The 19913-nt window shown below is 67.9% G+C and carries 31 protein-coding genes; all 31 read left to right on the top strand.

Going from position 1 to position 19913, the window contains the following annotated elements; genetic code table 11:
* Nucleotides 1-5 precede the first annotated feature (5 nt).
* On the top strand, nucleotides 6-2099 hold the full coding sequence (fusA, locus tag I6A60_RS32665) for an elongation factor G (RefSeq protein ID WP_203024657.1): 2094 nt from the start codon (nucleotides 6-8) through the stop codon (nucleotides 2097-2099).
* Between the two features lie 69 nt (nucleotides 2100-2168).
* The gene (gene tuf / locus I6A60_RS32660) at nucleotides 2169-3362 is read left to right on the top strand and encodes an elongation factor Tu (RefSeq protein ID WP_203024658.1); all 1194 of its coding nucleotides are present in this window, start codon (nucleotides 2169-2171) and stop codon (nucleotides 3360-3362) included.
* Nucleotides 3363-3599: 237 nt separating this feature from the next.
* Complete coding sequence (gene rpsJ / locus I6A60_RS32655) at nucleotides 3600-3908, top strand: 30S ribosomal protein S10 (RefSeq protein ID WP_007514815.1); 309 nt, start codon at nucleotides 3600-3602, stop codon at nucleotides 3906-3908.
* Between the two features lie 16 nt (nucleotides 3909-3924).
* On the top strand, nucleotides 3925-4623 hold the full coding sequence (rplC, locus tag I6A60_RS32650; protein WP_013427327.1) for a 50S ribosomal protein L3: 699 nt from the start codon (nucleotides 3925-3927) through the stop codon (nucleotides 4621-4623).
* On the top strand, nucleotides 4620-5300 hold the full coding sequence (rplD, locus tag I6A60_RS32645) for a 50S ribosomal protein L4 (RefSeq protein WP_203024659.1): 681 nt from the start codon (nucleotides 4620-4622) through the stop codon (nucleotides 5298-5300). Before rplC ends, rplD begins: the two co-directional genes overlap by 4 nt.
* Nucleotides 5297-5593: a 50S ribosomal protein L23 gene (rplW, locus tag I6A60_RS32640; protein ID WP_013427325.1), complete on the top strand. Its 297-nt coding sequence runs from the start codon at nucleotides 5297-5299 to the stop codon at nucleotides 5591-5593. Before rplD ends, rplW begins: the two co-directional genes overlap by 4 nt.
* An 18-nt stretch (nucleotides 5594-5611) precedes the next feature.
* A complete protein-coding gene (rplB, locus tag I6A60_RS32635; RefSeq protein ID WP_013427324.1) occupies nucleotides 5612-6445 on the top strand; it encodes a 50S ribosomal protein L2 in 834 nt (277 codons plus the stop codon).
* Nucleotides 6446-6511: 66 nt separating this feature from the next.
* Nucleotides 6512-6793, top strand: coding sequence for a 30S ribosomal protein S19 (gene rpsS, locus I6A60_RS32630; protein WP_013427323.1), 282 nt, complete (start codon nucleotides 6512-6514; stop codon nucleotides 6791-6793).
* Nucleotides 6786-7202 (top strand): 50S ribosomal protein L22, encoded by a 417-nt coding sequence (gene rplV / locus I6A60_RS32625; RefSeq protein WP_203024660.1) that lies wholly within the window; start codon nucleotides 6786-6788, stop codon nucleotides 7200-7202. Before rpsS ends, rplV begins: the two co-directional genes overlap by 8 nt.
* Entirely contained in the window at nucleotides 7202-8155 is a 954-nt protein-coding gene (rpsC, locus tag I6A60_RS32620; RefSeq protein ID WP_203024661.1) for a 30S ribosomal protein S3, read from the top strand. Before rplV ends, rpsC begins: the two co-directional genes overlap by 1 nt.
* Before the next feature lie 4 nt (nucleotides 8156-8159).
* The gene (gene rplP / locus I6A60_RS32615) at nucleotides 8160-8576 is read left to right on the top strand and encodes a 50S ribosomal protein L16 (RefSeq protein ID WP_203024662.1); all 417 of its coding nucleotides are present in this window, start codon (nucleotides 8160-8162) and stop codon (nucleotides 8574-8576) included.
* The gene (gene rpmC / locus I6A60_RS32610) at nucleotides 8576-8821 is read left to right on the top strand and encodes a 50S ribosomal protein L29 (RefSeq protein ID WP_203024663.1); all 246 of its coding nucleotides are present in this window, start codon (nucleotides 8576-8578) and stop codon (nucleotides 8819-8821) included. Before rplP ends, rpmC begins: the two co-directional genes overlap by 1 nt.
* A gap of 2 nt (nucleotides 8822-8823) precedes the next feature.
* Nucleotides 8824-9111 (top strand): 30S ribosomal protein S17, encoded by a 288-nt coding sequence (gene rpsQ, locus I6A60_RS32605; RefSeq protein ID WP_203024664.1) that lies wholly within the window; start codon nucleotides 8824-8826, stop codon nucleotides 9109-9111.
* A 191-nt stretch (nucleotides 9112-9302) separates the two neighbouring features.
* Nucleotides 9303-9671: a 50S ribosomal protein L14 gene (gene rplN, locus I6A60_RS32600; RefSeq protein ID WP_013427317.1), complete on the top strand. Its 369-nt coding sequence runs from the start codon at nucleotides 9303-9305 to the stop codon at nucleotides 9669-9671.
* A gap of 12 nt (nucleotides 9672-9683) precedes the next feature.
* Nucleotides 9684-10001: a 50S ribosomal protein L24 gene (gene rplX / locus I6A60_RS32595; RefSeq protein ID WP_041259765.1), complete on the top strand. Its 318-nt coding sequence runs from the start codon at nucleotides 9684-9686 to the stop codon at nucleotides 9999-10001.
* 13 nt (nucleotides 10002-10014) lie between these two features.
* Nucleotides 10015-10584 carry a 50S ribosomal protein L5 gene (rplE, locus tag I6A60_RS32590; RefSeq protein ID WP_203024665.1) on the top strand — a complete coding sequence of 190 codons (570 nt, stop codon included), beginning with the start codon at nucleotides 10015-10017 and terminating at the stop codon, nucleotides 10582-10584.
* A gap of 4 nt (nucleotides 10585-10588) precedes the next feature.
* On the top strand, nucleotides 10589-10774 hold the full coding sequence (locus tag I6A60_RS32585; RefSeq protein ID WP_013427314.1) for a type Z 30S ribosomal protein S14: 186 nt from the start codon (nucleotides 10589-10591) through the stop codon (nucleotides 10772-10774).
* Between the two features lie 190 nt (nucleotides 10775-10964).
* Nucleotides 10965-11369 (top strand): 30S ribosomal protein S8, encoded by a 405-nt coding sequence (rpsH, locus tag I6A60_RS32580; protein ID WP_013427313.1) that lies wholly within the window; start codon nucleotides 10965-10967, stop codon nucleotides 11367-11369.
* A gap of 11 nt (nucleotides 11370-11380) precedes the next feature.
* On the top strand, nucleotides 11381-11917 hold the full coding sequence (rplF, locus tag I6A60_RS32575; RefSeq protein WP_203024666.1) for a 50S ribosomal protein L6: 537 nt from the start codon (nucleotides 11381-11383) through the stop codon (nucleotides 11915-11917).
* A gap of 10 nt (nucleotides 11918-11927) precedes the next feature.
* The gene (gene rplR, locus I6A60_RS32570) at nucleotides 11928-12302 is read left to right on the top strand and encodes a 50S ribosomal protein L18 (protein ID WP_203024667.1); all 375 of its coding nucleotides are present in this window, start codon (nucleotides 11928-11930) and stop codon (nucleotides 12300-12302) included.
* Between the two features lie 26 nt (nucleotides 12303-12328).
* Nucleotides 12329-12940 carry a 30S ribosomal protein S5 gene (rpsE, locus tag I6A60_RS32565; protein ID WP_203024668.1) on the top strand — a complete coding sequence of 204 codons (612 nt, stop codon included), beginning with the start codon at nucleotides 12329-12331 and terminating at the stop codon, nucleotides 12938-12940.
* Nucleotides 12940-13122 (top strand): 50S ribosomal protein L30, encoded by a 183-nt coding sequence (rpmD, locus tag I6A60_RS32560; RefSeq protein ID WP_013427309.1) that lies wholly within the window; start codon nucleotides 12940-12942, stop codon nucleotides 13120-13122. Before rpsE ends, rpmD begins: the two co-directional genes overlap by 1 nt.
* Before the next feature lies 1 nt (nucleotide 13123).
* Nucleotides 13124-13615, top strand: a complete 492-nt coding sequence (rplO, locus tag I6A60_RS32555) for a 50S ribosomal protein L15 (RefSeq protein WP_203024669.1) — start codon at nucleotides 13124-13126, stop codon at nucleotides 13613-13615.
* A gap of 260 nt (nucleotides 13616-13875) precedes the next feature.
* Nucleotides 13876-15168, top strand: a complete 1293-nt coding sequence (secY, locus tag I6A60_RS32550) for a preprotein translocase subunit SecY (RefSeq protein ID WP_203024670.1) — start codon at nucleotides 13876-13878, stop codon at nucleotides 15166-15168.
* Nucleotides 15168-15821: an adenylate kinase gene (locus tag I6A60_RS32545; RefSeq protein WP_203024671.1), complete on the top strand. Its 654-nt coding sequence runs from the start codon at nucleotides 15168-15170 to the stop codon at nucleotides 15819-15821. Before secY ends, I6A60_RS32545 begins: the two co-directional genes overlap by 1 nt.
* A 196-nt stretch (nucleotides 15822-16017) precedes the next feature.
* Nucleotides 16018-16854 carry a type I methionyl aminopeptidase gene (gene map / locus I6A60_RS32540; protein ID WP_203024672.1) on the top strand — a complete coding sequence of 279 codons (837 nt, stop codon included), beginning with the start codon at nucleotides 16018-16020 and terminating at the stop codon, nucleotides 16852-16854.
* A 424-nt stretch (nucleotides 16855-17278) separates the two neighbouring features.
* Nucleotides 17279-17500, top strand: coding sequence for a translation initiation factor IF-1 (gene infA, locus I6A60_RS32535; protein WP_006541558.1), 222 nt, complete (start codon nucleotides 17279-17281; stop codon nucleotides 17498-17500).
* Nucleotides 17501-17777: 277 nt separating this feature from the next.
* A complete protein-coding gene (gene rpmJ / locus I6A60_RS32530) occupies nucleotides 17778-17891 on the top strand; it encodes a 50S ribosomal protein L36 (protein ID WP_003956441.1) in 114 nt (37 codons plus the stop codon).
* A 399-nt stretch (nucleotides 17892-18290) separates the two neighbouring features.
* The gene (rpsM, locus tag I6A60_RS32525) at nucleotides 18291-18671 is read left to right on the top strand and encodes a 30S ribosomal protein S13 (protein WP_203024673.1); all 381 of its coding nucleotides are present in this window, start codon (nucleotides 18291-18293) and stop codon (nucleotides 18669-18671) included.
* 91 nt (nucleotides 18672-18762) lie between these two features.
* Entirely contained in the window at nucleotides 18763-19170 is a 408-nt protein-coding gene (gene rpsK / locus I6A60_RS32520; protein WP_013427303.1) for a 30S ribosomal protein S11, read from the top strand.
* A 32-nt stretch (nucleotides 19171-19202) separates the two neighbouring features.
* Nucleotides 19203-19829, top strand: coding sequence for a 30S ribosomal protein S4 (gene rpsD, locus I6A60_RS32515; RefSeq protein ID WP_203024674.1), 627 nt, complete (start codon nucleotides 19203-19205; stop codon nucleotides 19827-19829).
* The last annotated feature ends 84 nt before the right edge of the window (nucleotides 19830-19913 follow it).

The following is a 19913-nucleotide window of genomic DNA, read 5'->3' as shown; positions in this document are numbered from 1 at the left end:
CTGTCATGGCTGATGTACGTGCCGCCCTGGCCACGACCCGAAACATCGGGATCATGGCCCACATCGACGCGGGCAAGACCACGACGACCGAGCGCATCCTGTTCTACACCGGTGTGAACTACAAGATCGGCGAAGTTCACGACGGTGGCGCCACGATGGACTGGATGCCGCAGGAGCAGGAGCGGGGGATCACCATCACCTCCGCGGCTACCACCTGTGTCTGGCGCGACCACACCATCAACATCATCGACACTCCGGGCCACGTCGACTTCACCGTCGAGGTGGAGCGGTCGCTGCGTGTCCTCGACGGCGCTGTGGCGGTGTTCGACGCCGTGGCCGGCGTCGAGCCGCAGAGCGAGACCGTGTGGCGCCAGGCGGACCGTTACCACGTGCCGCGGATCGCGTTCGTCAACAAGATGGACCGGGTCGGCGCGGAGTTCCACCGCTGCGTCGAGATGATGATCGAGCGGCTCGACGCGACGCCGGCCGTCATCCAGCTGCCGTGGGGAGTCGAGTCCGACTTCAAGGGCGTCATCGATCTGATCCGCATGAAGGGTCTGATCTGGCAGTCCGAGGACAAGGGCGCCTCCTACGACGTCGTCGACATCCCGCGTGACCATCAGGAGGCCGCGCAGGAATGGCGCGAGAAGCTCCTTGAGACGGTCGCCGAGAACGACGACGCGCTCATGGAGAAGTACCTCGAGGGCGTGGAGCCGAACGAGGAGGAGCTGGTCGCCGGTATTCGGCGCGCCACCCTCGCAAGCTCGATCAACCCGGTGATGTGCGGCACGGCGTTCAAGAACAAGGGCGTGCAGCCCATGCTCGACGCCATCGTCGACTTCCTGCCCAGCCCGACCGACGTCGGCGAGACCACCGGCCACCAGCCGGGTCGGGAGGACGTCGAGGTCAAGCGGGCCGCCAGCGAGGAAGAGCCGTTCTCGGCGTTGGCGTTCAAGATCATGTCGGACCCGTTCGTGGGCAAGCTGACCTACATCCGGGTGTACTCCGGCAGGCTCTCTTCCGGTTCCGCGGTGCTCAACTCCACCAAGGACCGCAAGGAGCGGATCGGCCGCATCCTGCAGATGCACGCCAACCACCGGGAAGACCGGGACGGCGTCGGCGCAGGCCAGATCGTCGCGGTCGTCGGGCTGAAGAACACCACCACCGGTGACACGCTCTGCGACCCGAACGCGCCGGTCGTGCTCGAGTCGATGACGTTCCCTGCCCCGGTCATCCACGTCGCGATCGAGCCGAAGACGAAGGTCGACCAGCAGAAGCTGGGCACGGCGATCCAGCGGCTGGCCGAGGAGGACCCGACCTTCCAGGTCAGGACCGACGAGGAGACCGGCCAGACGGTCATCTCCGGCATGGGCGAGCTGCACCTTGAGGTGCTGGTCGACCGGATGAAGCGCGAGTACGGCGTCGACGCCAACGTCGGCCGCCCGCAGGTCGCCTACCGGGAGACCATCCGCCGCAAGGTGGAGAAGGTCGACTACACCCACAAGAAGCAGACCGGCGGTTCCGGTCAGTACGCTCGGGTGATCATCGACCTGGAGCCCTCCGGCGGCGACGGCGGTGGCTACGAGTTCTCGAACAAGGTCACCGGTGGCCGCATCCCCAAGGAGTACATCCCCTCGGTGGACGCGGGCTGCCAGGAGGCCATGGAGTTCGGCGTGCTCGCCGGCTACCCGCTGGTCGACGTCAAGGTCACCCTGCGGGATGGCCAGTACCACGACGTCGACTCGTCCGAGCTGGCGTTCAAGATCGCCGGATCGATGGCGTTCAAGGACGCGGCGCGCAAGGCCGACCCGGTCCTGCTCGAGCCGATGATGTCGGTTGAGGTGACGACTCCCGAGGACAACATGGGTGACGTCATCGGTGACCTGAACTCGCGGCGCGGCCAGATCCAGGCGATGGACGAGCGCGGCGGCTCCCGGATCATCCGGGCGCTGGTGCCGCTGTCGGAGATGTTCGGTTACGTCGGCGACCTGCGGTCGAAGACGTCGGGCCGGGCGAACTACTCCATGCAGTTCGACTCCTACGCCGAAGTTCCCGGCAACGTCGCGAAGGAAATCATCGCGAAGGCTCGGGGCGAATAGACGGGTCCGTCCCGCCAGCAATCTTTTGACGAGCACAGCACGACACCACCCGTCCTTGGAGGGACACCCGTGGCGAAGCAGAAGTTCGAGCGGACCAAGCCGCACGTCAACATTGGCACCATCGGTCACATCGACCATGGCAAGACCACGCTGACGGCCGCGATCACGAAGGTCCTGCACGACGCCCACCCGGACCTGAACCCGTTCACCCCGTTCGACCAGATCGACAAGGCGCCCGAGGAGAAGGCCCGCGGTATCACCATCTCCATCGCGCACGTCGAATACCAGACGGACGCCCGGCACTACGCGCACGTCGACTGCCCGGGTCACGCCGACTACATCAAGAACATGATCACCGGTGCCGCGCAGATGGACGGCGCGATCCTGGTCGTGTCGGCGACCGACGGCCCGATGCCGCAGACGAAGGAGCACGTGCTCCTCGCTCGTCAGGTCGGCGTGCCGTACATCGTCGTCGCCCTGAACAAGGCCGACATGGTCGACGACGAGGAGATCCTGGAGCTCGTCGAGCTCGAGGTTCGCGAGCTGCTCAGCCAGTACGAGTTCCCGGGTGACGACGTTCCGGTCATCCGCGTCTCCGCTCTGAAGGCCCTTGAGGGCGACAAGGAGTGGGGCGAGAAGCTCCTCGAGCTCATGGCCGCGGTCGACGAGTCGATCCCCGAGCCGGTGCGCGACATCGAGAAGCCGTTCCTGATGCCGATCGAGGACGTCTTCACGATCACCGGTCGTGGAACCGTCGTCACCGGTCGAGTCGAGCGCGGCATCGTCAAGGTGTCGGAGACCGTCGAGATCGTGGGCATCAAGAACGAGACCCAGACCACCACGGTCACGGGTGTCGAGATGTTCCGCAAGCTGCTCGACCAGGGCCAGGCCGGTGACAACGTCGGTCTGCTCCTGCGCGGCATCAAGCGTGAGGACGTCGAGCGCGGCCAGGTCGTCGTGAAGCCGAAGAGCATCACGCCGCACACCGTGTTCGAGGCCCGCGTCTACATCCTGAACAAGGACGAAGGCGGCCGCCACACGCCGTTCTTCAACAACTACCGGCCGCAGTTCTACTTCCGGACGACCGACGTGACCGGCGTCGTGACCCTCCCCGAGGGCACCGAGATGGTCATGCCGGGCGACAACACCGAGATGGTCGTTGAGCTGATCCAGCCCATCGCCATGGAGGAGGGCCTGCGGTTCGCCATCCGTGAGGGTGGCCGTACCGTCGGCGCCGGCCAGGTTCTGAAGGTCGTCAAGTAGTGGGTGGGAGGTGCCGCGCGCGGTGCCGAAAGGTCCGCGCGCAGCACCTCCCTCCGTTTGCTCGAAGCATGACCGCCGCCGGCGGGGCCTCGGCTCCGCTCGGCGGTATGGGTTCCTGAACCCGGAACGTCCGGGAGCGGGGCAAGAAGGAAGTGGTACGCCCGGCGACCGGTGCAATCCCGGAGCCCGGTCGCGGTACCCCGGGTGACGAGACAGACAGGACAGGCGAAGCCCACCATGGCGGCACAGAAGATCCGCATCCGGCTCAAGGCCTATGACCACGAGGTCATCGACAGCTCGGCGCGTAAGATCGTCGAGACCGTGACGCGGACCGGGGCGCAGGTCGCGGGTCCGGTGCCGCTGCCGACGGAGAAGAACATCTACTGCGTCATCCGGTCGCCGCACAAGTACAAGGACAGCCGCGAGCACTTCGAGATGCGCACGCACAAGCGGCTCATTGACATCCTTGACCCGACGCCGAAGACGGTCGACTCGCTTATGCGCCTCGACCTCCCCGCCGGCGTCGACATCGAGATCAAGCTGTAAGGGGCCGGGCGCAGCCATGCTCAACCGAAATTACAGGGGGCTCCTGGGCACCAAGCTCGGGATGACCCAGGTCTGGGACGCGCAGAACCGCGTCGTACCGATCACCGTGATCCAGGCCGGTCCTAACGTCGTGACCCAGGTGAAAACCCCGGACAACGACGGATATGCGGCCGTGCAGCTGGGCTACGGCGAGATCGACCCCCGGAAGACCAACAAGCCGACCCGGGGCCATTTCGCCGCCGCCGGTGTGACTCCGCGCCGCCACCTGGCCGAGCTGCGGACCGCCGACGCGGGCAACTACAGCGCGGGCCTCCAGCTCGACGGCTCGGTCTTCGACGCGGGCACGGTCGTGGACGTCACGGGCACCTCGAAGGGCAAGGGCTTCGCGGGTGTCATGAAGCGGCACGGCTTCAAGGGCCTGGGCGCCGGTCACGGCGTCGAGCGCAAGCACCGCTCGCCGGGCTCGGTCGGCGGTTGCGCCACTCCGGGCCGGGTCTTCAAGGGCCTGCGGATGGCCGGCCGCATGGGCAACGTGCGGGTCACCGTCGCCGGCCTGACCGTGCACGCGGTCGACGCCGAGCGGGGCCTGCTGCTGATCAAGGGCGCGGTTCCCGGTGTGGACGGCGGGCTGGTCTTCGTGCGCAGCGCCGCCAAGCGGCCCGCGCCGGCCGACTTCGCACCGTCGGACGCCCAGAAGGTTGAGGTGTCGGCGTGAGCACCACGTTTCGTAAGGCTCCCGTCGGTGAGGCGCGGACCGTCACGGTCCACGCCCCGGCGGGTGGCGAGGGTGGCACCGCGGAGCTTCCTGGCGAGATCTTCGACGTTCAGGTGAACGTCCCGCTGATCCACCAGGTCGTCGTGGCCCAGCAGGCCTCGGCCCGCCAGGGCACCCACGACACCAAGACCCGCGGTGAGGTCAGGGGTGGCGGCAAGAAGCCGTACCGGCAGAAGGGCACCGGCCGCGCGCGGCAGGGCTCGCTGCGGGCCCCGCAGTTCGCCGGCGGTGGCACGGTTCACGGCCCGACGCCGCGCAACTACGACCAGCGGACCCCGAAGAAGATGAAGGCCGCCGCGCTGCGCGGTGCCCTCTCGGACCGGGCCCGCAACAACCGGGTGCACGTCGTCTCCTCGTTCGTGGACGGCGAGACGCCGTCGACGAAGGCCGCGCTCAGCGCGCTGCTGGAGATCGCGAACAGCCGGCGGGTGCTGGTCGTCGTGGAGCGGACCGACGAACTCACCTGGAAGAGCCTGCGCAACGTCTCGACGGTGCACCTGCTCGACCCGGGCCAGCTGAACACCTACGACGTGATGATCAGCGACGACGTCGTCTTCACCCAGGGCGCGCTCGCCTCGTTCGTCGGCCGGGGCAAGGCGCAGGAGGCAGACCAGTGATCCCCGACCCGCGGGACATCATCCTGAAGCCGGTTGTCTCGGAGAAGAGCTACGGCCTGCTCGACGAGAACGTCTACACGTTCATCGTCCGCCCGGACGCGAACAAGACCCAGATCAAGATCGCGATCCAGCAGATCTTCAACGTCCGGGTGCTGAGCGTCAACACCATCAACCGGGCCGGCAAGCGCAAGCGGACCAAGTACGGCTGGGGCCAGCGCAAGGCCACCAAGCGCGCCATGGTCAGCCTCGCCCCCGGCGACTCCATCGAGATCTTCGGTGGGCCGGGCGCGTAACGGAGAGCTGGATTAGTCATGGGAATTCGTCGTTACAAGCCCACCACTCCGGGGCGCCGCGGCTCGAGCGTGGCCGACTTCGCCGAGATCACGCGTGATCACCCGGAGAAGTCGCTTGTCCGCCCGCTGCACTCCAAGGGTGGCCGCAACGCGCACGGCCGGATCACCACCCGTCACCAGGGTGGCGGCCACAAGCGCGCCTACCGCGTCATCGACTTCCGTCGGGACAAGGACGGCGTGCCGGCCAAGGTCGCGCACATCGAGTACGACCCGAACCGCACCGCCCGGATCGCGCTGCTGCACTACGCGGACGGCGAGAAGCGGTACATCGTCGCCCCGGTGAAGCTGAAGCAGGGTGACACGGTCAGCTCGGGTGTCGGCGCGGACATCAAGCCGGGCAACGCCCTGCCGCTGCGCAACATCCCGACCGGTACTGTGATCCACAACGTCGAGCTGCGGCCCGGCGGCGGTGCCAAGATCGCCCGTAGCGCCGGCGTGAGCGTCCAGCTCGTCGCGAAGGACGGTCCGTACGCCCAGCTGCGGATGCCGTCCGGTGAGATGCGCAAGGTCGACGTCCGCTGCCGCGCGACGGTCGGCGAGGTCGGCAACGCCGAGCAGAGCAACATCAACTGGGGCAAGGCCGGCCGGATGCGCTGGAAGGGCCGTCGCCCGACCGTGCGTGGTGTCGCCATGAACCCGGTCGACCACCCGCACGGCGGTGGTGAGGGCAAGACCTCCGGTGGTCGCCACCCGGTGAACCCGAAGGGCCGCCCCGAGGGCCGGACCAGGGCCACTCGCAAGGCCAGCGACAAGCTGATCGTGAGCAACCGCAAGAAGGCGAAGCGCCGGTGAGCGCCGTAGCTGAAAGCCGCTTTTGCGCGGCTGCTGGAATCCACTGAGCAGGGAGGAGGAGACACAATGCCACGCAGCCTGAAGAAGGGCCCGTTCGTCGACGACCACCTGCTCAAGAAGGTGGACGTCCAGAACGAGAAGGGCACCAAGCACGTCATCAAGACGTGGTCGCGGCGCTCGACGATCATTCCGGACATGCTGGGCCACACCATCGCGGTGCACGACGGCCGCAAGCATGTTCCGGTGTTCATCACGGAGGGCATGGTCGGTCACAAGCTCGGGGAGTTCGCCCCGACTCGGACCTTCCGGGGCCACGTGAAGGAAGACCGGAGGTCACGCCGTGGCTGACGATCTCGTTGACGGCCTGACCAGGGCCGGTCTGCCCGGCGCGAAGGCCACGGCCCGCTACGTCCGGATCTCGCCGACCAAGGCGCGTCGTGTCGTGGACCTCGTCCGCGGCCGCAACGCCAAGGAGGCGCTCGACATCCTCACGTTCGCCGCGCAGTCCGCGAGCACCGACGTCTACAAGGTGCTGCACAGCGCCATCGCGAACGCCGAGAACAACCACGGCCTCGACCCGGACACGCTGTTCATCGGCGAGGCGTACGTGGACGAGGGCCCGACGCTGAAGCGGATTCGTCCGCGCGCTCAGGGCCGGGCCTACCGCATCCGCAAGCGGACCAGCCACATCACGATCGTGGTGGAGAGCGTGGCCCCGGCCGCGGACGGCGCCAAGAGCAACAGGAGGGCCCGGTAGTGGGGCAGAAGGTAAACCCGCACGGGTTCCGACTGGGCATCACGTCGGAGTTCACGTCGCGCTGGTACGCCGACAAGCAGTACAAGGCGTATGTCGGCGAGGACGTCAAGATTCGCAAGATGATGTCCAAGGGCATGGAGCGGGCCGGCATCAGCCGGGTCGACATCGAGCGGACCCAGGGTCGGCTGCGCGTCGACATCCACACCGCTCGGCCGGGCATCGTCATCGGCCGCCGCGGCGCGGAGGCCGACCGTATCCGCGGTGACCTCGAGAAGCTGACCGGCAAGCAGGTCCAGCTGAACATCCTCGAGGTCAAGAACCCCGAGGTGGACGCGCAGCTCGTCGCGCAGGGCGTGGCCGAGCAGCTCTCCAGCCGGGTCAGCTTCCGCCGCGCGATGCGCAAGGCGATGCAGACCGCCATGAAGGGCGGAGCCAAGGGCATCCGGGTGCAGTGCTCCGGACGTCTGGGCGGCGCCGAGATGAGCCGGTCGGAGTTCTACCGCGAGGGCCGGGTGCCGCTGCACACCCTGCGGGCGGACATCGACTACGGCTTCTACGAGGCCCGCACGACCTTCGGCCGGATCGGCGTGAAGGTCTGGATCTACAAGGGCGACATCGTGCAGAGCCGCGCCGAGCGTGAGGCCCAGGAGGCGCTGACCCGTCAGCACCGCCGGGAGCGTCCCGCCCGCCGTGGCCCGCGCTCCGGCTCGTCCGGGACGACCACGGGTGGTACCGAGGCTGGCCGCGCCGCGGCCGCGCGTGAGCGTGGCGACCGTGGCGAGCGCCGGGGCGGCAAGCCCCAGACGGCGGCTGTCGAGGCTCCGGCCGAGGCGCCCGTCGAGGCCGAGGCCACCGCCGCGCCGGAGACGACCGCCGCCGCGGTCGTGACCCCGGATGTGTCGCCGACGCCGGCCGCCGTCGAGACGGCAGCGCCGGAGAAGGCGGAGGAGTAGGACAATGCTTATCCCTCGTAAGGTGGCGCACCGCAAGCAGCACCACCCCAAGCGGACCGGTGCTGCCAAGGGCGGGACGAGCATCGCCTTCGGCGATTTCGCGATCCAGGCGCTTGAGCCGGCGTACGTGACGAACCGGCAGATCGAGTCGGCTCGTATCGCCATGACCCGGCACATCCGGCGTGGTGGCAAGGTCTGGATCAACATCTACCCGGACCGCCCGCTCACCAAGAAGCCGGCCGAGACCCGCATGGGTTCCGGTAAGGGCTCGCCCGAGTGGTGGATCGCCAACGTCAAGCCCGGTCGGATCATGTTCGAGCTGTCCGGTGTTGCCGAGCCGGTGGCCCGCGAGGCCATGCGCCGCGCGATCCACAAGCTCCCGATGAAGTGCCGGTTCGTGACCCGTGAAGGTGGTGCGTGATGGCTGTCGCGACCTCCGCGGACGACCTGCGGGCGCTGTCCGGCGCCGACCTGGTGGACAAGCTCCGCGAGGCCAAGGAGGAGCTGTTCAACCTCCGGTTCCAGAACGCGACCGGCCAGCTCTCCAACAATCGGCGGCTGCGGGCCGTCAAGCACGAGATCGCCCGGATCTACACGGTGATGCGGGAGCGCGAGCTCGGCCTCACCGTCGACCCGGCGGCCGGCCCGGCTGACGAAGCGGAGTGACGATGGCAGACGAGACCACGACCGAGGCGGGGGCCGCCGAGCGCGGCTTCCGCAAGGTCCGCGAGGGCCTGGTCGTCAGCGACAAGATGCAGAAGACGGTCATCGTGGCGGTGGAGGACCGGGTCCAGCACCCGCTCTACGGCAAGACGATCCGCCGCACCAAGAAGATCAAGGCGCACGACGAGGAAAGCGCTTGCGGCGTCGGCGACCGGGTCCTCCTGATGGAGACCCGTCCGCTGTCGGCCACCAAGCGCTGGCGCGTCGTCCGCGTCCTGGAGAAGGCCAAGTAGTAAGCGTCCCGGGGCCTGCCGCGCAAGCGGCGGGCCGACCGGGGTTGATGGGCGAAGCCTCCCGGTGCGGCGGCTTCAACGGTGAAATGAGCCTTTTCGGTCGCCGTCCGATGCGGCGGCTGGCTCGACGAACCAGACAAGACTGAAAAGGCTCACAAGGAAATTCGCCGCAAGCGGGTCAGGAGCTTGAAGTGATTCAGCAGGAGACGCGCCTTAGGGTCGCCGACAACACGGGCGCGCGGGAGATCCTGTGCATCCGCGTTCTCGGCGGCTCGGGTCGTCGGTACGCGGGGATCGGCGACATCATCGTCGGCACGGTGAAGGACGCCCTGCCCGGCGCCGGCGTGAAGCGCGGCGACGTGGTGAAGGCGGTCGTGGTGCGCACCACCAAGGAGCGCCGGCGACCGGACGGCTCCTACATCCGGTTCGACGAGAACGCAGCCGTGCTCATCCGTGACGGCGGCGACCCCAGGGGCACCCGCATCTTCGGGCCGGTCGGCCGCGAGCTGCGGGACAAGAAGTTCATGAAGATTATTTCGCTGGCGCCGGAGGTGCTTTAGACCGTGGCCGGTATGAAGATCAAAAAGGGCGACACGGTCCAGGTCATTTCCGGCAAGGACCGCGGGCTCAAGGGGAAGGTCATCCGCGCCATCCCCGACGAGCGCAAGGTCGTCGTCGAGGGCGCGAACCGGGTCACCCGGCACACCCGCGTCCAGACCACGACCCGTGGTTCGCAGTCGGGTGGCATCGTCACCCAGGAGGCTCCGATCCACGTCAGCAACGTCGCGGTCGTGGACCCGAGCGACGGGAAGCCGACCCGCGTCGGATACAAGATCAACGAGGACGGTACCAAGGTGCGGATCTCGCGCCGTACCGGTGCCGAGTTGTAGGGATCGGATTCCAATGACTGTGACTACCGAGGCTCCGGCCGTGCCGCGGCTCAAGCAGCGCTATCGCGAGGAAATCGCGCCAGGCCTGCGTGAGCAGTTCAGCTATGCGAACGTCATGCAGATCCCGGGCGTCGTGAAGGTCGTCGTCAACATGGGTGTCGGCGACGCGGCCCGCGACGCCAAGCTCATCGACGGCGCACTGAAGGACCTGGCCGCCATCACCGGCCAGAAGCCGGCCGTCCGGCGGGCGACGAAGTCCATCGCGCAGTTCAAGCTGCGTGAGGGCATGCCGATCGGCGCGAAGGTGACCCTGCGCGGCGACCGGATGTGGGAATTCCTCGACCGGCTCGTCTCGATCGCGCTGCCCCGCATCCGGGACTTCCGCGGCCTGTCGCCCAAGCAGTTCGACGGGCGCGGAAACTATACGTTCGGCGTGACCGAGCAGTCGATCTTCCACGAGATCGACATCGACAGGATCGACCGGGTGCGCGGCATGGACATCACGGTCGTCACCACCGCGACGACTGACGACGAGGGCCGGGCGCTTCTGCGCGCGCTGGGCTTCCCGTTCCGGGAGAACTAGAAGTATGGCGAAGAAGGCTCTGATCGAGAAGGCCGCCAGCAAGCCGAAGTACGCGGTCCGTGGCTACACCCGCTGTCAGCGGTGTGGCCGGCCGCGCTCGGTGTACCGGGTGTTCGGGCTGTGCCGGATCTGCCTGCGGCAGATGGCGCACCGCGGCGAGCTGCCCGGGATCACCAAGAGCTCCTGGTAGTCGGGGGCAGTTCGGTACAGCTGGTACCGCTGTTCGGCCCGATGGAGCCGCCTGCTGACAGGCGGCTTCATCGCGTGGAGCAGACTGGTACTTTGCCCGCGTGACGCGGGTGATCTGTAACACCACCCAGTCGCGGTAGGCCCGAGCCCACGAGGGGCGCCGGGAACCGCCGTGAGGAAGGCGTCACCCAATGACGATGACCGATCCGATTGCGGACATGCTCACGCGCATCCGCAATGCCAACCGGGCGTACCACGACCGGGTGGTGATGCCGCACAGCAAGATCAAGGTGCACGTCGCCGAGATCCTCCAGCAGGAGGGCTACATCCTCGGCTGGCACGTTGAGGAGCCCGAGGCGGGCCCCGGCAAGAACCTGATCGTGGACCTCAAGTACGGCCCCAACCGGGAGCGCTCGATCGCCGGCGTGAAGCGCATCAGCAAGCCCGGTCTGCGTGTGTACGCGAAGTCCACCAACCTGCCGAAGGTGCTCGGCGGCCTGGGCGTGGCGATCATCTCCACGTCGTCAGGGCTGCTCACCGATCGGCAGGCCGGTAAGCGGAAGGTGGGCGGGGAAGTCCTCGCCTACGTCTGGTAGGGGGTCCCGAGATGTCTCGCATCGGCCGTCTGCCGATTTCGGTGCCGAGCGGCGTCGAGGTGTCCCTCGATGGCCAGCACGTCACCGTGAAGGGCCCGAAGGGCACCCTCTCGCACACCGTCGTAGAGCCGATCACGGTCGCCCAGGAAGAGGGCCAGGTCGTGGTCGCTCGTCCGGACGACGAGCGCAACTCACGCGCGCTGCACGGCCTGACCCGGACGCTGGTCTCCAACATGGTCATCGGTGTCACCGCGGGCTACTCGAAGACGCTGGAGATCGTCGGCGTCGGATACCGCGTGCAGGCCAAGGGCTCCGACCTGGAGTTCGCGCTCGGTTTCAGTCACCCGGTGCCGGTCAAGGCGCCGGAGGGCATTCGGTTCGAGGTACAGACCCCGACCCGCTTCGTCGTGCACGGCATCGACAAGCAGCTCGTCGGCGAGGTCTCCGCCAAGATCCGTGGCCTGCGCAAGCCCGACCCGTACAAGGGCAAGGGCGTGCGGTACCAGGGCGAGGTCGTCCGCCGCAAGGTCGGGAAGACCGGGAAGTAGGAGATAGATCATGGCTGTGAGCCTCACCGCCAGTTCCCGGCGCCGGATCTCTCGGCTCCGCCGTCACGCCCGGGTCCGCAAGCGCGTCACCGGGACCCCGATCCGTCCGCGCCTCGTCGTCACGCGCTCCTCGCGGCACATCTACGCGCAGGTCATCGACGACGTCGCCGGTCACACCCTCGCTGCCGCCTCGACGCTGGACGCCTCGCTGCGTACGGCCGACGGCGACAAGACAGTGCTGGCCCGCGAGGTCGGCAAGCTGGTCGCCGAGCGCGCGAAGGCCGCCGGGCTGTCCACTGTCGTGTTCGACCGGGGTGGGCGTACCTACCACGGCCGGATCGCGGCGCTGGCCGACGCGGCCCGCGAGGCTGGGCTGGACTTCTGATGACCATGACTAAGGAGATGTTCTAGATGCCAGGCCAGCAGCGCCGTGGCGGCGGCACCGGCGGTTCCGACCGCCGTGAGCGCCGGGACCGCTCAGGCGGCGGCCCGGCGCAGGAGAAGACCGCCTACGTCGAGCGCGTCGTCGCGATCAACCGTGTCGCCAAGGTCGTCAAGGGTGGCCGCCGGTTCAGCTTCACCGCGCTCGTCGTGGTCGGAGACGCGGACGGCACCGTCGGCGTCGGCTACGGCAAGGCCAAGGAGGTGCCCGCGGCGATCGCCAAGGGCGTCGAGGAGGCCAAGAAGCACTTCTTCAAGGTGCCGCGGATCGGCTCGACGATCCCGCACCCGATCCAGGGCGAGGCCGCGGCCGGCGTCGTGCTGCTCAAGCCGGCTTCCCCGGGTACCGGTGTCATCGCCGGCGGCCCGGTGCGCGCGGTGCTTGAGTGCGCGGGCGTGCACGACGTGCTGTCGAAGTCGCTCGGCTCGTCCAACCCGATCAACATCGTGCACGCGACCGTCGCCGCGCTGCGCGGGCTGACTCGTCCCGAGGAGATCGCGGCGCGCCGCGGCCTGCCGCTGGAGGACGTTGCCCCGCCGGCGATGCTGCGGGCGCGGGCGGCCGCCGGAGCGGGTGCGTGATGGCATCTCTGCGGATCACTCAGGTCCGGTCGCCGATCGGCGGTACCCACAACCAGCGGGCGACGCTGAAGACCCTGGGCCTGCGGAAGATCAACGCGTCTACCGTGCGCGAGGACACCCAGCAGATCCGGGGCATGATCCGGACCGTGGCGCACCTGGTGACGGTCGAGGAAGTGAACTGAGATGGCCGAACTGACCAAGGAAGCCCCCGAGGCGAGCGCGGCCGATCGTGGCCGGGCGCTGAAGCTGCACCACCTGCGTCCCGCGCCGGGCGCGAACCGGCCCAAGATGCGGGTCGGTCGCGGTGAAGGCTCCAAGGGCAAGACCGCCGGTCGTGGCACCAAGGGCTCCAAGGCGCGCAAGCAGGTGCCTGCCACCTTCGAGGGTGGCCAGATGCCGCTGCACATGCGGATCCCGAAGCTCAAGGGCTTCAAGAACCGCTGGCGCACCGAGTACCAGGTGGTCAACGTCGCCACCCTCGCCGAACTGTTCCCGCAGGGCGGCCAGGTGGGTGTCGACGAGCTCGTGAAGGCTGGCGCCGTCCGTAAGAACGCGCTCGTCAAGGTGCTCGGTGACGGGGACCTCGGCGTCGCGCTGCAGGTGAGCGCGCACGCGTTCTCGGGTTCCGCCCGTGACAAGATCGCCGCTGCCGGCGGCAGTGTCACCGAAGTGTGAGATCGGGGACGGGCGCGGGCGCGTCCGTCCCCTTTCGGTGAACACTGGGTCCAGGCACCGGGTCCGCTCGGCTGCCGGTGGCCCGGTGAGCCCGTGGGGGCCGCGGGTTTCTGACTGACCTCCGCGGAGGTGATGTCGGGACTCGTGAGCCTCAGGTGCTGTTACAGTCGCCTCACGGCGTCCGGAACATCCATCGGACAGCTCGTCCGGCGGACCGTCGCCGTCTCTCGTTCGTGTACTTCCCCCCTGCAGGAGGAGCCGTGCTCACCGCCTTCACGCGGGCTTTCCGCACGCCCGACCTGCGCAAGAAGCTGCTTTTCACGTTCGGGATCGTGATCCTGTTCCGGATCGGCAGCGTCCTGCCCGCGCCCGGTGTCTCGTACGGCGCGGTGCACACCTGCCTGAGTACCGCGAGCACGGGCGCGAGCAACGTCTACTCGCTGATCAACCTGTTCAGCGGCGGCGCGCTGCTGCAGTTGTCGATCTTCGCGCTGGGCATCATGCCCTACATCACCTCCAGCATCATCCTTCAGCTGCTCGTCGTGGTCATTCCGCGGCTTGAGCAGCTCAAGAAGGAAGGCAGCGCGGGTGAACAGAAGATCACCCAGTACACCCGCTACCTGACCATCGCGCTCGGCATCCTCCAGGCGACCGGCATCGTGGCGCTGGCTCGCAGCGGCCGGCTCTTCCCGGACTGCTCGGTCCAGATCATCCCGGACACCAGCCTCTTCCGCATCGCGACGATCGTCATCACGATGACCGCGGGCGTGGGCGTGATCATGTGGCTCGGTGAGCTGATCACCGCCCGTGGCATCGGTAACGGCATGTCGCTGCTGATCTTCACCTCGATCGCCTCCCGGCTGCCGTCCCAGGGCACCGCGATCCTCCAGGTCGCCGGCGGCGTCGTCTTCACCCTGGTCTGCCTGCTGGGCCTGGCGATCGTCGTCTTCGTCATCCTCGTCGAACAGTCGCAGCGCCGCATCCCGGTGCAGTACGCCAAACGCCTGATCGGCCGACGCATGTACGGCGGGACGTCGACCTACCTGCCGATCAAGGTGAACCAGGCGGGTGTCATCCCCGTCATCTTCGCCTCGTCGCTGCTACAGCTGCCGCAGCTGGTCGGCCAGGTGTGGAACAACAAGGGCTTCCAGGACTTCGAGACTCGTTACCTGTCGAAAGGTGACCATCCGCTCTATCTAGCGACCTACGGGCTGCTCATCATCTTCTTCACGTACTTCTATGTCGCGATCACGTTCAATCCGAGCGAGGTCGCCGACAACATGAAGAAGTACGGAGGGTTCATCCCGGGCATCAGGCCCGGGCGCCCCACCGCCGAGTATCTTGATCACGTCCTCTCCCGGATCACCCTGCCGGGTTCGCTGTTCCTGGGGGTGATCACAGTTCTTCCGCTCGCGTTGCTGAACCTGACGAAGGACCAGCCCTTCCCCTTCGCGGGGACGTCGGTGCTGATCATGGTGGGGGTGGGACTGGAGACCGTGAAGCAGATCGAGAGCCAGCTCATGCTCCGCAACTACGAAGGCTTCCTCCGGTAGTGCGCCTCGTACTGGTCGGACCACCGGGAGCAGGCAAGGGTACGCAGGCCGCGTTCATCGCCTCGGCGCGGTCGATTCCCAAGATCTCTACCGGTGACATCTTCCGTGCGAACGTCCGAGAAGGCACGGAGCTCGGTATCCAGGCCAAGCACTACATGGACGCGGGTGACCTCGTTCCCGACGAGATCACGATCGGTATGGTGCGCAACCGCCTTGCCGAGGACGACGCGGTCAAGGGCTTCCTGCTGGATGGATTCCCCCGCAACGTCCCGCAGGCCGAGGTGCTCGCCGGGATGCTCGACGCGATGGGCACCCAGCTCGACGTGGTGCTCGAGCTCGTCGTGGATGACGACGAGGTGGTGCGGCGGCTGTCCGGCCGGCGGACCTGCCGCTCGTGCGGGCACATCTGGCACGTGGACTTCGACCCGCCCACCGTGGAGGACGTCTGCGACCGGTGCAACGGCGCGCTGTTCCAGCGCGACGACGACCGGGCCGAGACCATCCGGCACCGCCTGGAGGTCTACGCCGAGCAGACCGCGCCGCTGGTGTCCTGGTACGCGGAGCGTGGGGTGCTGATCGGAATCGACGCCACCGGTCCGGTGGACAACGTCACCGAGCGCGCGATCGACGCGCTGCGTCACCACGGCGCCTGAGCGGTTCGCTCGTAGCACGGTCGGGTCGTGAGGCACGGTGGACAAGATCCACCAGCGGCCTAGTTGGTGACTGAGGACTATCGTCGTTCCAGAAGCCCCGTCGGTGACCACGCGGGCCGGTCGGCCCACCTGGGCTGGCCTGCCCGGATCGGCCGCGGGGGCACCGCGAACGAGAGCGAAGACCGGGACAAGGGTTATGGCGCGACGAGAGCACGTCCAGATCAAGACGGCGGCGGAGATCGCCAAGATGCGGGTCGCCGGGTTGCTGGTCGCGCAGGCACTCGACCGGCTGCGGGAGGCCGCGGTCCCCGGTGCCACGACCGCCGACCTGGACGCGGTGGCTGAGAAGACCATCCGCGCCGGCGGCGGCATCCCGTCGTTCAAGGGCTACGCGCATCCGCCGTATCCGGCGTCGATCTGCAGCTCGGTGAACGACGAGGTCGTGCACGCGATCCCGAACCGCAAGCGGGTGCTGCACGACGGCGACATCATCTCGATCGACTGTGGCGCCATCGTCGACGGTTGGCACGGCGACGCGGCCATCACAGTGCCGGTCGGCACGGTCGACCCCGCGATCCTAGAGATGATCAAGGTCTGTGAGGACTCGCTGTGGGCGGGCCTGGCCGCGGCCCAGCTCGGCGGCCGGCTGACCGACATCTCGCACGCCGTCGAGCAGCACGTCGCGCCGCGCGGCTTCGGCATCGTCGACAACTACGGCGGTCACGGCATCGGTACCGAGATGCACCAGCCGCCCCACATCCTCAACCACGGCCGGGCCGGCCGCGGTATCAAGCTGGTCGCCGGCCTCGCGCTCGCGATCGAGCCGATGATCACCATGGGCTCGCCGGACACCAGGGTGCTCGACGACGACTGGACCGTGTCGACCGTCGACGGTTCCTGGGCGGCACACACCGAGCACTCGGTCGCCGTCACCCCACGGGGCCCGTGGGTGCTGACCGCGCACGACGGCGGCGCCGCCAGGTTCGCGGAGCTGGGGATCGCCTGCGGCGCGCCCGCGGAGGCAAAGTCCTGATCCAGGCGTCCGCCGAGGTGGGCTCAGGGTCCGCCGAGGTGGGCGCCGAGGTGGGCTCAGCGTCCGCCGAAGGTGGACCACGCTGTCGCTCCGACGCCGGAGGGCCGCGGCGCTGATTCGCCCTTGACGAAGTGGGCGCGTAGACTCTCAAGGCGGTGGTCTCTCGCGTCTGCCATCTCTAGCGTCGGCTTTGCCTGGGCGAGATTGCCCGGGCGGGGTCTCCGGCCTGGCTGGCAACGGACGGATTCACGATCGCCCAGTCATCGGCGACTGGCTGTGCTGGGCGTTCCTGACGGGCGCGGCTGTCTGGGCCACCGGGTCGGCCATCGTGGTAGCCCGGCTTCCGCCGGTTTCCCGATGGCTCGGACTGTTTGCTTCTGGGGCGACCGCCCCGAGGGTCGCACACGTCAGGACAGTGGAGGACATGCCGAAGAAGGACGGGGCAATCGAGATCGAGGGCCGGGTCGTCGAGCCGCTCCCGAACGCCATGTTTCGGGTTGAGCTGCAGAACGGGCACCGCGTTCTCGCCCACATCAGCGGCAAGATGCGCCAGCACTACATCCGGATTCTTCCGGAGGACCGGGTGGTCGTCGAGCTGTCGCCCTACGACCTGTCCCGCGGACGCATCGTCTACCGCTACAAGTGAGTCGGGGTGGAGTGTGGTCGCGGACTGCGCTCCCCGTTCCGACTCACTTGATGTCTGCCCAGGGGGGCGACCCCCTGGAACCCCCGCTGTCGAGCTTCGCTCGACCGGGGGGTTAGCTGCTCAGGGTGCTTCCGAACAAGATCTGCTGGAATGGATCTCGGGGCCCCGACAGCCAGGAATACCTGTGGTCGGGCCTAGCTCGGCCGGGGTGGTCCCGGTTCCCTTGTTGACTGACTCAAGCGCGGCCCGCGGCTGCGCGCAGGAGGTAACGGCAGCCGTGAAGGTCAAGCCGAGCGTCAAGAAGATCTGCGACAAGTGCAAGGTGATCCGTCGGCACGGGCGTGTCATGGTCATCTGCGACAACCTGCGTCACAAGCAGCGCCAGGGCTGAGACCCGAGCGTTGGAGGCTGCCCGCCGAGCCGCGGTCAGCCTCCCGCCGGATTCCGCTCGGAACGTCAGTTTCGGAGGGCGACCTCCGACCCGGGCAGCGAGCTTGGCTCGTGCGGGGGCCTCAGCCGGTGAGCTGGAGCCAACGGACAGGGGAGTAGTCTGATCCCCGCATGGTGTGACCTGAAGTCCGCCGCCGGAGTTCCGGCCGGGCGAATCCTCAAGCGGGATAGTCAGGCGCAGCTACACATCAAGCGTCGTCAGGGCGCGGTGGGGCCGCAAGCGTTCTGGATGCGGCAGCCCGTGTCACAACCCCCGGTCGGAGGCCGGGGCCTCGTCGGTCTGGTTGACCGATGAGGACGGCGACGCCCGATACCTCCGAAGCAGGAAGGAACCACCTTCATGGCACGCCTTTCGGGCGTTGACCTTCCCCGTGAGAAGCGGGTCGAGATCGGCCTGACCTACATCTTCGGGATCGGCCGCACCCGCGCGAAGGAGACCCTGGTCGCGACCGGGGTCAACCCGGACACCCGGGTCCGTGACCTCAGCGAGGACGAGGTCATCAGGCTTCGTGAATGGATCGACGGGCACTACCGCGTCGAGGGCGACCTGCAGCGGGAGATCAAGCAGGACATCCGCCGCAAGATGGAGATCGGCTGCTACCAGGGCATCCGTCACCGGCGCAACCTTCCTGTGCACGGTCAGCGGACGCACACCAACGCCCGCACCCGCAAGGGCCCACGTCGCGCCATCGCCGGCAAGAAGAAGGCCGGCAAGAAGTAGTCACCGGTCGCGCCGCCCTTGATGACCAGATCTCGGGGTGGCACCACCGGCCGTTGACCGACGACCTCGTAGACGGAGATCACGAAAGCACATGCCTCCCAAGACTCGCACAGGTCCTGGCGTCAAGAAGGTTCGACGCAAGGAGAAGAAGAACGTCGCCCACGGGCACGCGCACATCAAGAGCACCTTCAACAACACCATCGTCTCGATCACGGACCCGACCGGGAACGTGATCTCGTGGGCGTCCGCCGGCCACGTGGGCTTCAAGGGCTCGCGTAAGTCGACGCCGTACGCCGCGCAGATGGCCGCTGAGAACGCCGCGCGCAAGGCGCAGGAGCACGGCATGCGCAAGGTGGACGTGTTCGTGAAGGGCCCGGGCTCCGGCCGGGAGACCGCGATCCGGTCGCTGCAGGCGGCTGGTCTCGAGGTCGGCACCATTCAGGACGTCACCCCCACCCCGCACAACGGTTGCCGGCCGCCCAAGCGGCGCCGGGTCTGACCGGGCTATTTCGGACGAGAGAGAAGGAAGACATGGCCCGTTACGTCGGCCCGGACTGCAAGCGTTGCCGTCGCGAGAAGACCAAGCTGTTCCTCAAGGGCAGCAAGTGCGAATCGCCGAAGTGCCCGATCGAGATTCGGCCCTACCCGCCGGGCGAGCACGGTCGCGGTCGTACCAAGGACTCCGAGTACCTGCTGCAGAAGCGCGAGAAGCAGAAGTGCGCCCGCATCTACGGCATCCTCGAGAAGCAGTTCCGCGGCTACTACGACGAGGCGAACCGTCGCTCCGGCAAGACTGGTGACGAGCTGCTGAAGATCCTCGAGTCGCGGCTCGACAACGTCGTCTACCGGGCCGGCTTCGCGCCGTCCCGCGATGCCGCTCGTCAGGCCGTCCGGCACGGTCACGTGCAGGTCAACGGCGGCAAGGTGGACATCCCGAGCTACCGGGTCAGCGACAACGACATCGTCGAGATCGCGCCGAAGTCGCGGGAGCTCACCCCGTTCATCATCGCTCGGGAGACCGCCGGTCAGCGGACCGTTCCGGCCTGGCTCGAGGTCATCTCCAGCCAGATGCGGATCCTGGTCCACTCGCTCCCCGCCCGTGGTGCCATCGACACCCAGGTCCAGGAGCAGCTGATCGTCGAGCTCTACTCCAAGTAGGGTTTTTGGGGGGGGCCGGGGGGGGGGGGCCCCGGCCCGCCCCAAAAACCCCCGGGGCGCGGGGGGCCCCCCCCCCCCCGCGGG

Source organism: Frankia sp. AgB1.9 (genome assembly GCF_016786355.1).
Classification (GTDB): domain Bacteria; phylum Actinomycetota; class Actinomycetes; order Frankiales; family Frankiaceae; genus Pseudofrankia.
The sequence above is the reverse complement of the archived record's forward strand: the minus strand, read 5'-3'. Positions and strand labels throughout refer to the sequence as shown.

Excerpts from the sequence above, each read along its gene's own strand:
- fusA (WP_203024657.1), top strand. The coding sequence starts at position 6 with ATGGCTGATGTACGTGCCGCCCTGGCCACGACCCGAAACATCGGGATC.
- rpsJ (WP_007514815.1), top strand. The coding sequence starts at position 3,600 with ATGGCGGCACAGAAGATCCGCATCCGGCTCAAGGCCTATGACCACGAG.
- rplC (WP_013427327.1), top strand. The coding sequence starts at position 3,925 with ATGCTCAACCGAAATTACAGGGGGCTCCTGGGCACCAAGCTCGGGATG.
- rplB (WP_013427324.1), top strand. The coding sequence starts at position 5,612 with ATGGGAATTCGTCGTTACAAGCCCACCACTCCGGGGCGCCGCGGCTCG.
- rpsS (WP_013427323.1), top strand. The coding sequence starts at position 6,512 with ATGCCACGCAGCCTGAAGAAGGGCCCGTTCGTCGACGACCACCTGCTC.
- rplP (WP_203024662.1), top strand. The coding sequence starts at position 8,160 with ATGCTTATCCCTCGTAAGGTGGCGCACCGCAAGCAGCACCACCCCAAG.
- rpmC (WP_203024663.1), top strand. The coding sequence starts at position 8,576 with ATGGCTGTCGCGACCTCCGCGGACGACCTGCGGGCGCTGTCCGGCGCC.
- rpsQ (WP_203024664.1), top strand. The coding sequence starts at position 8,824 with ATGGCAGACGAGACCACGACCGAGGCGGGGGCCGCCGAGCGCGGCTTC.
- rplX (WP_041259765.1), top strand. The coding sequence starts at position 9,684 with ATGAAGATCAAAAAGGGCGACACGGTCCAGGTCATTTCCGGCAAGGAC.
- rplE (WP_203024665.1), top strand. The coding sequence starts at position 10,015 with ATGACTGTGACTACCGAGGCTCCGGCCGTGCCGCGGCTCAAGCAGCGC.
- I6A60_RS32585 (WP_013427314.1), top strand. The coding sequence starts at position 10,589 with ATGGCGAAGAAGGCTCTGATCGAGAAGGCCGCCAGCAAGCCGAAGTAC.
- rpsH (WP_013427313.1), top strand. The coding sequence starts at position 10,965 with ATGACGATGACCGATCCGATTGCGGACATGCTCACGCGCATCCGCAAT.
- rplF (WP_203024666.1), top strand. The coding sequence starts at position 11,381 with ATGTCTCGCATCGGCCGTCTGCCGATTTCGGTGCCGAGCGGCGTCGAG.
- rplR (WP_203024667.1), top strand. The coding sequence starts at position 11,928 with ATGGCTGTGAGCCTCACCGCCAGTTCCCGGCGCCGGATCTCTCGGCTC.
- rpsE (WP_203024668.1), top strand. The coding sequence starts at position 12,329 with ATGCCAGGCCAGCAGCGCCGTGGCGGCGGCACCGGCGGTTCCGACCGC.
- rpmD (WP_013427309.1), top strand. The coding sequence starts at position 12,940 with ATGGCATCTCTGCGGATCACTCAGGTCCGGTCGCCGATCGGCGGTACC.
- rplO (WP_203024669.1), top strand. The coding sequence starts at position 13,124 with ATGGCCGAACTGACCAAGGAAGCCCCCGAGGCGAGCGCGGCCGATCGT.
- map (WP_203024672.1), top strand. The coding sequence starts at position 16,018 with ATGGCGCGACGAGAGCACGTCCAGATCAAGACGGCGGCGGAGATCGCC.
- infA (WP_006541558.1), top strand. The coding sequence starts at position 17,279 with ATGCCGAAGAAGGACGGGGCAATCGAGATCGAGGGCCGGGTCGTCGAG.
- rpsM (WP_203024673.1), top strand. The coding sequence starts at position 18,291 with ATGGCACGCCTTTCGGGCGTTGACCTTCCCCGTGAGAAGCGGGTCGAG.
- rpsK (WP_013427303.1), top strand. The coding sequence starts at position 18,763 with ATGCCTCCCAAGACTCGCACAGGTCCTGGCGTCAAGAAGGTTCGACGC.
- rpsD (WP_203024674.1), top strand. The coding sequence starts at position 19,203 with ATGGCCCGTTACGTCGGCCCGGACTGCAAGCGTTGCCGTCGCGAGAAG.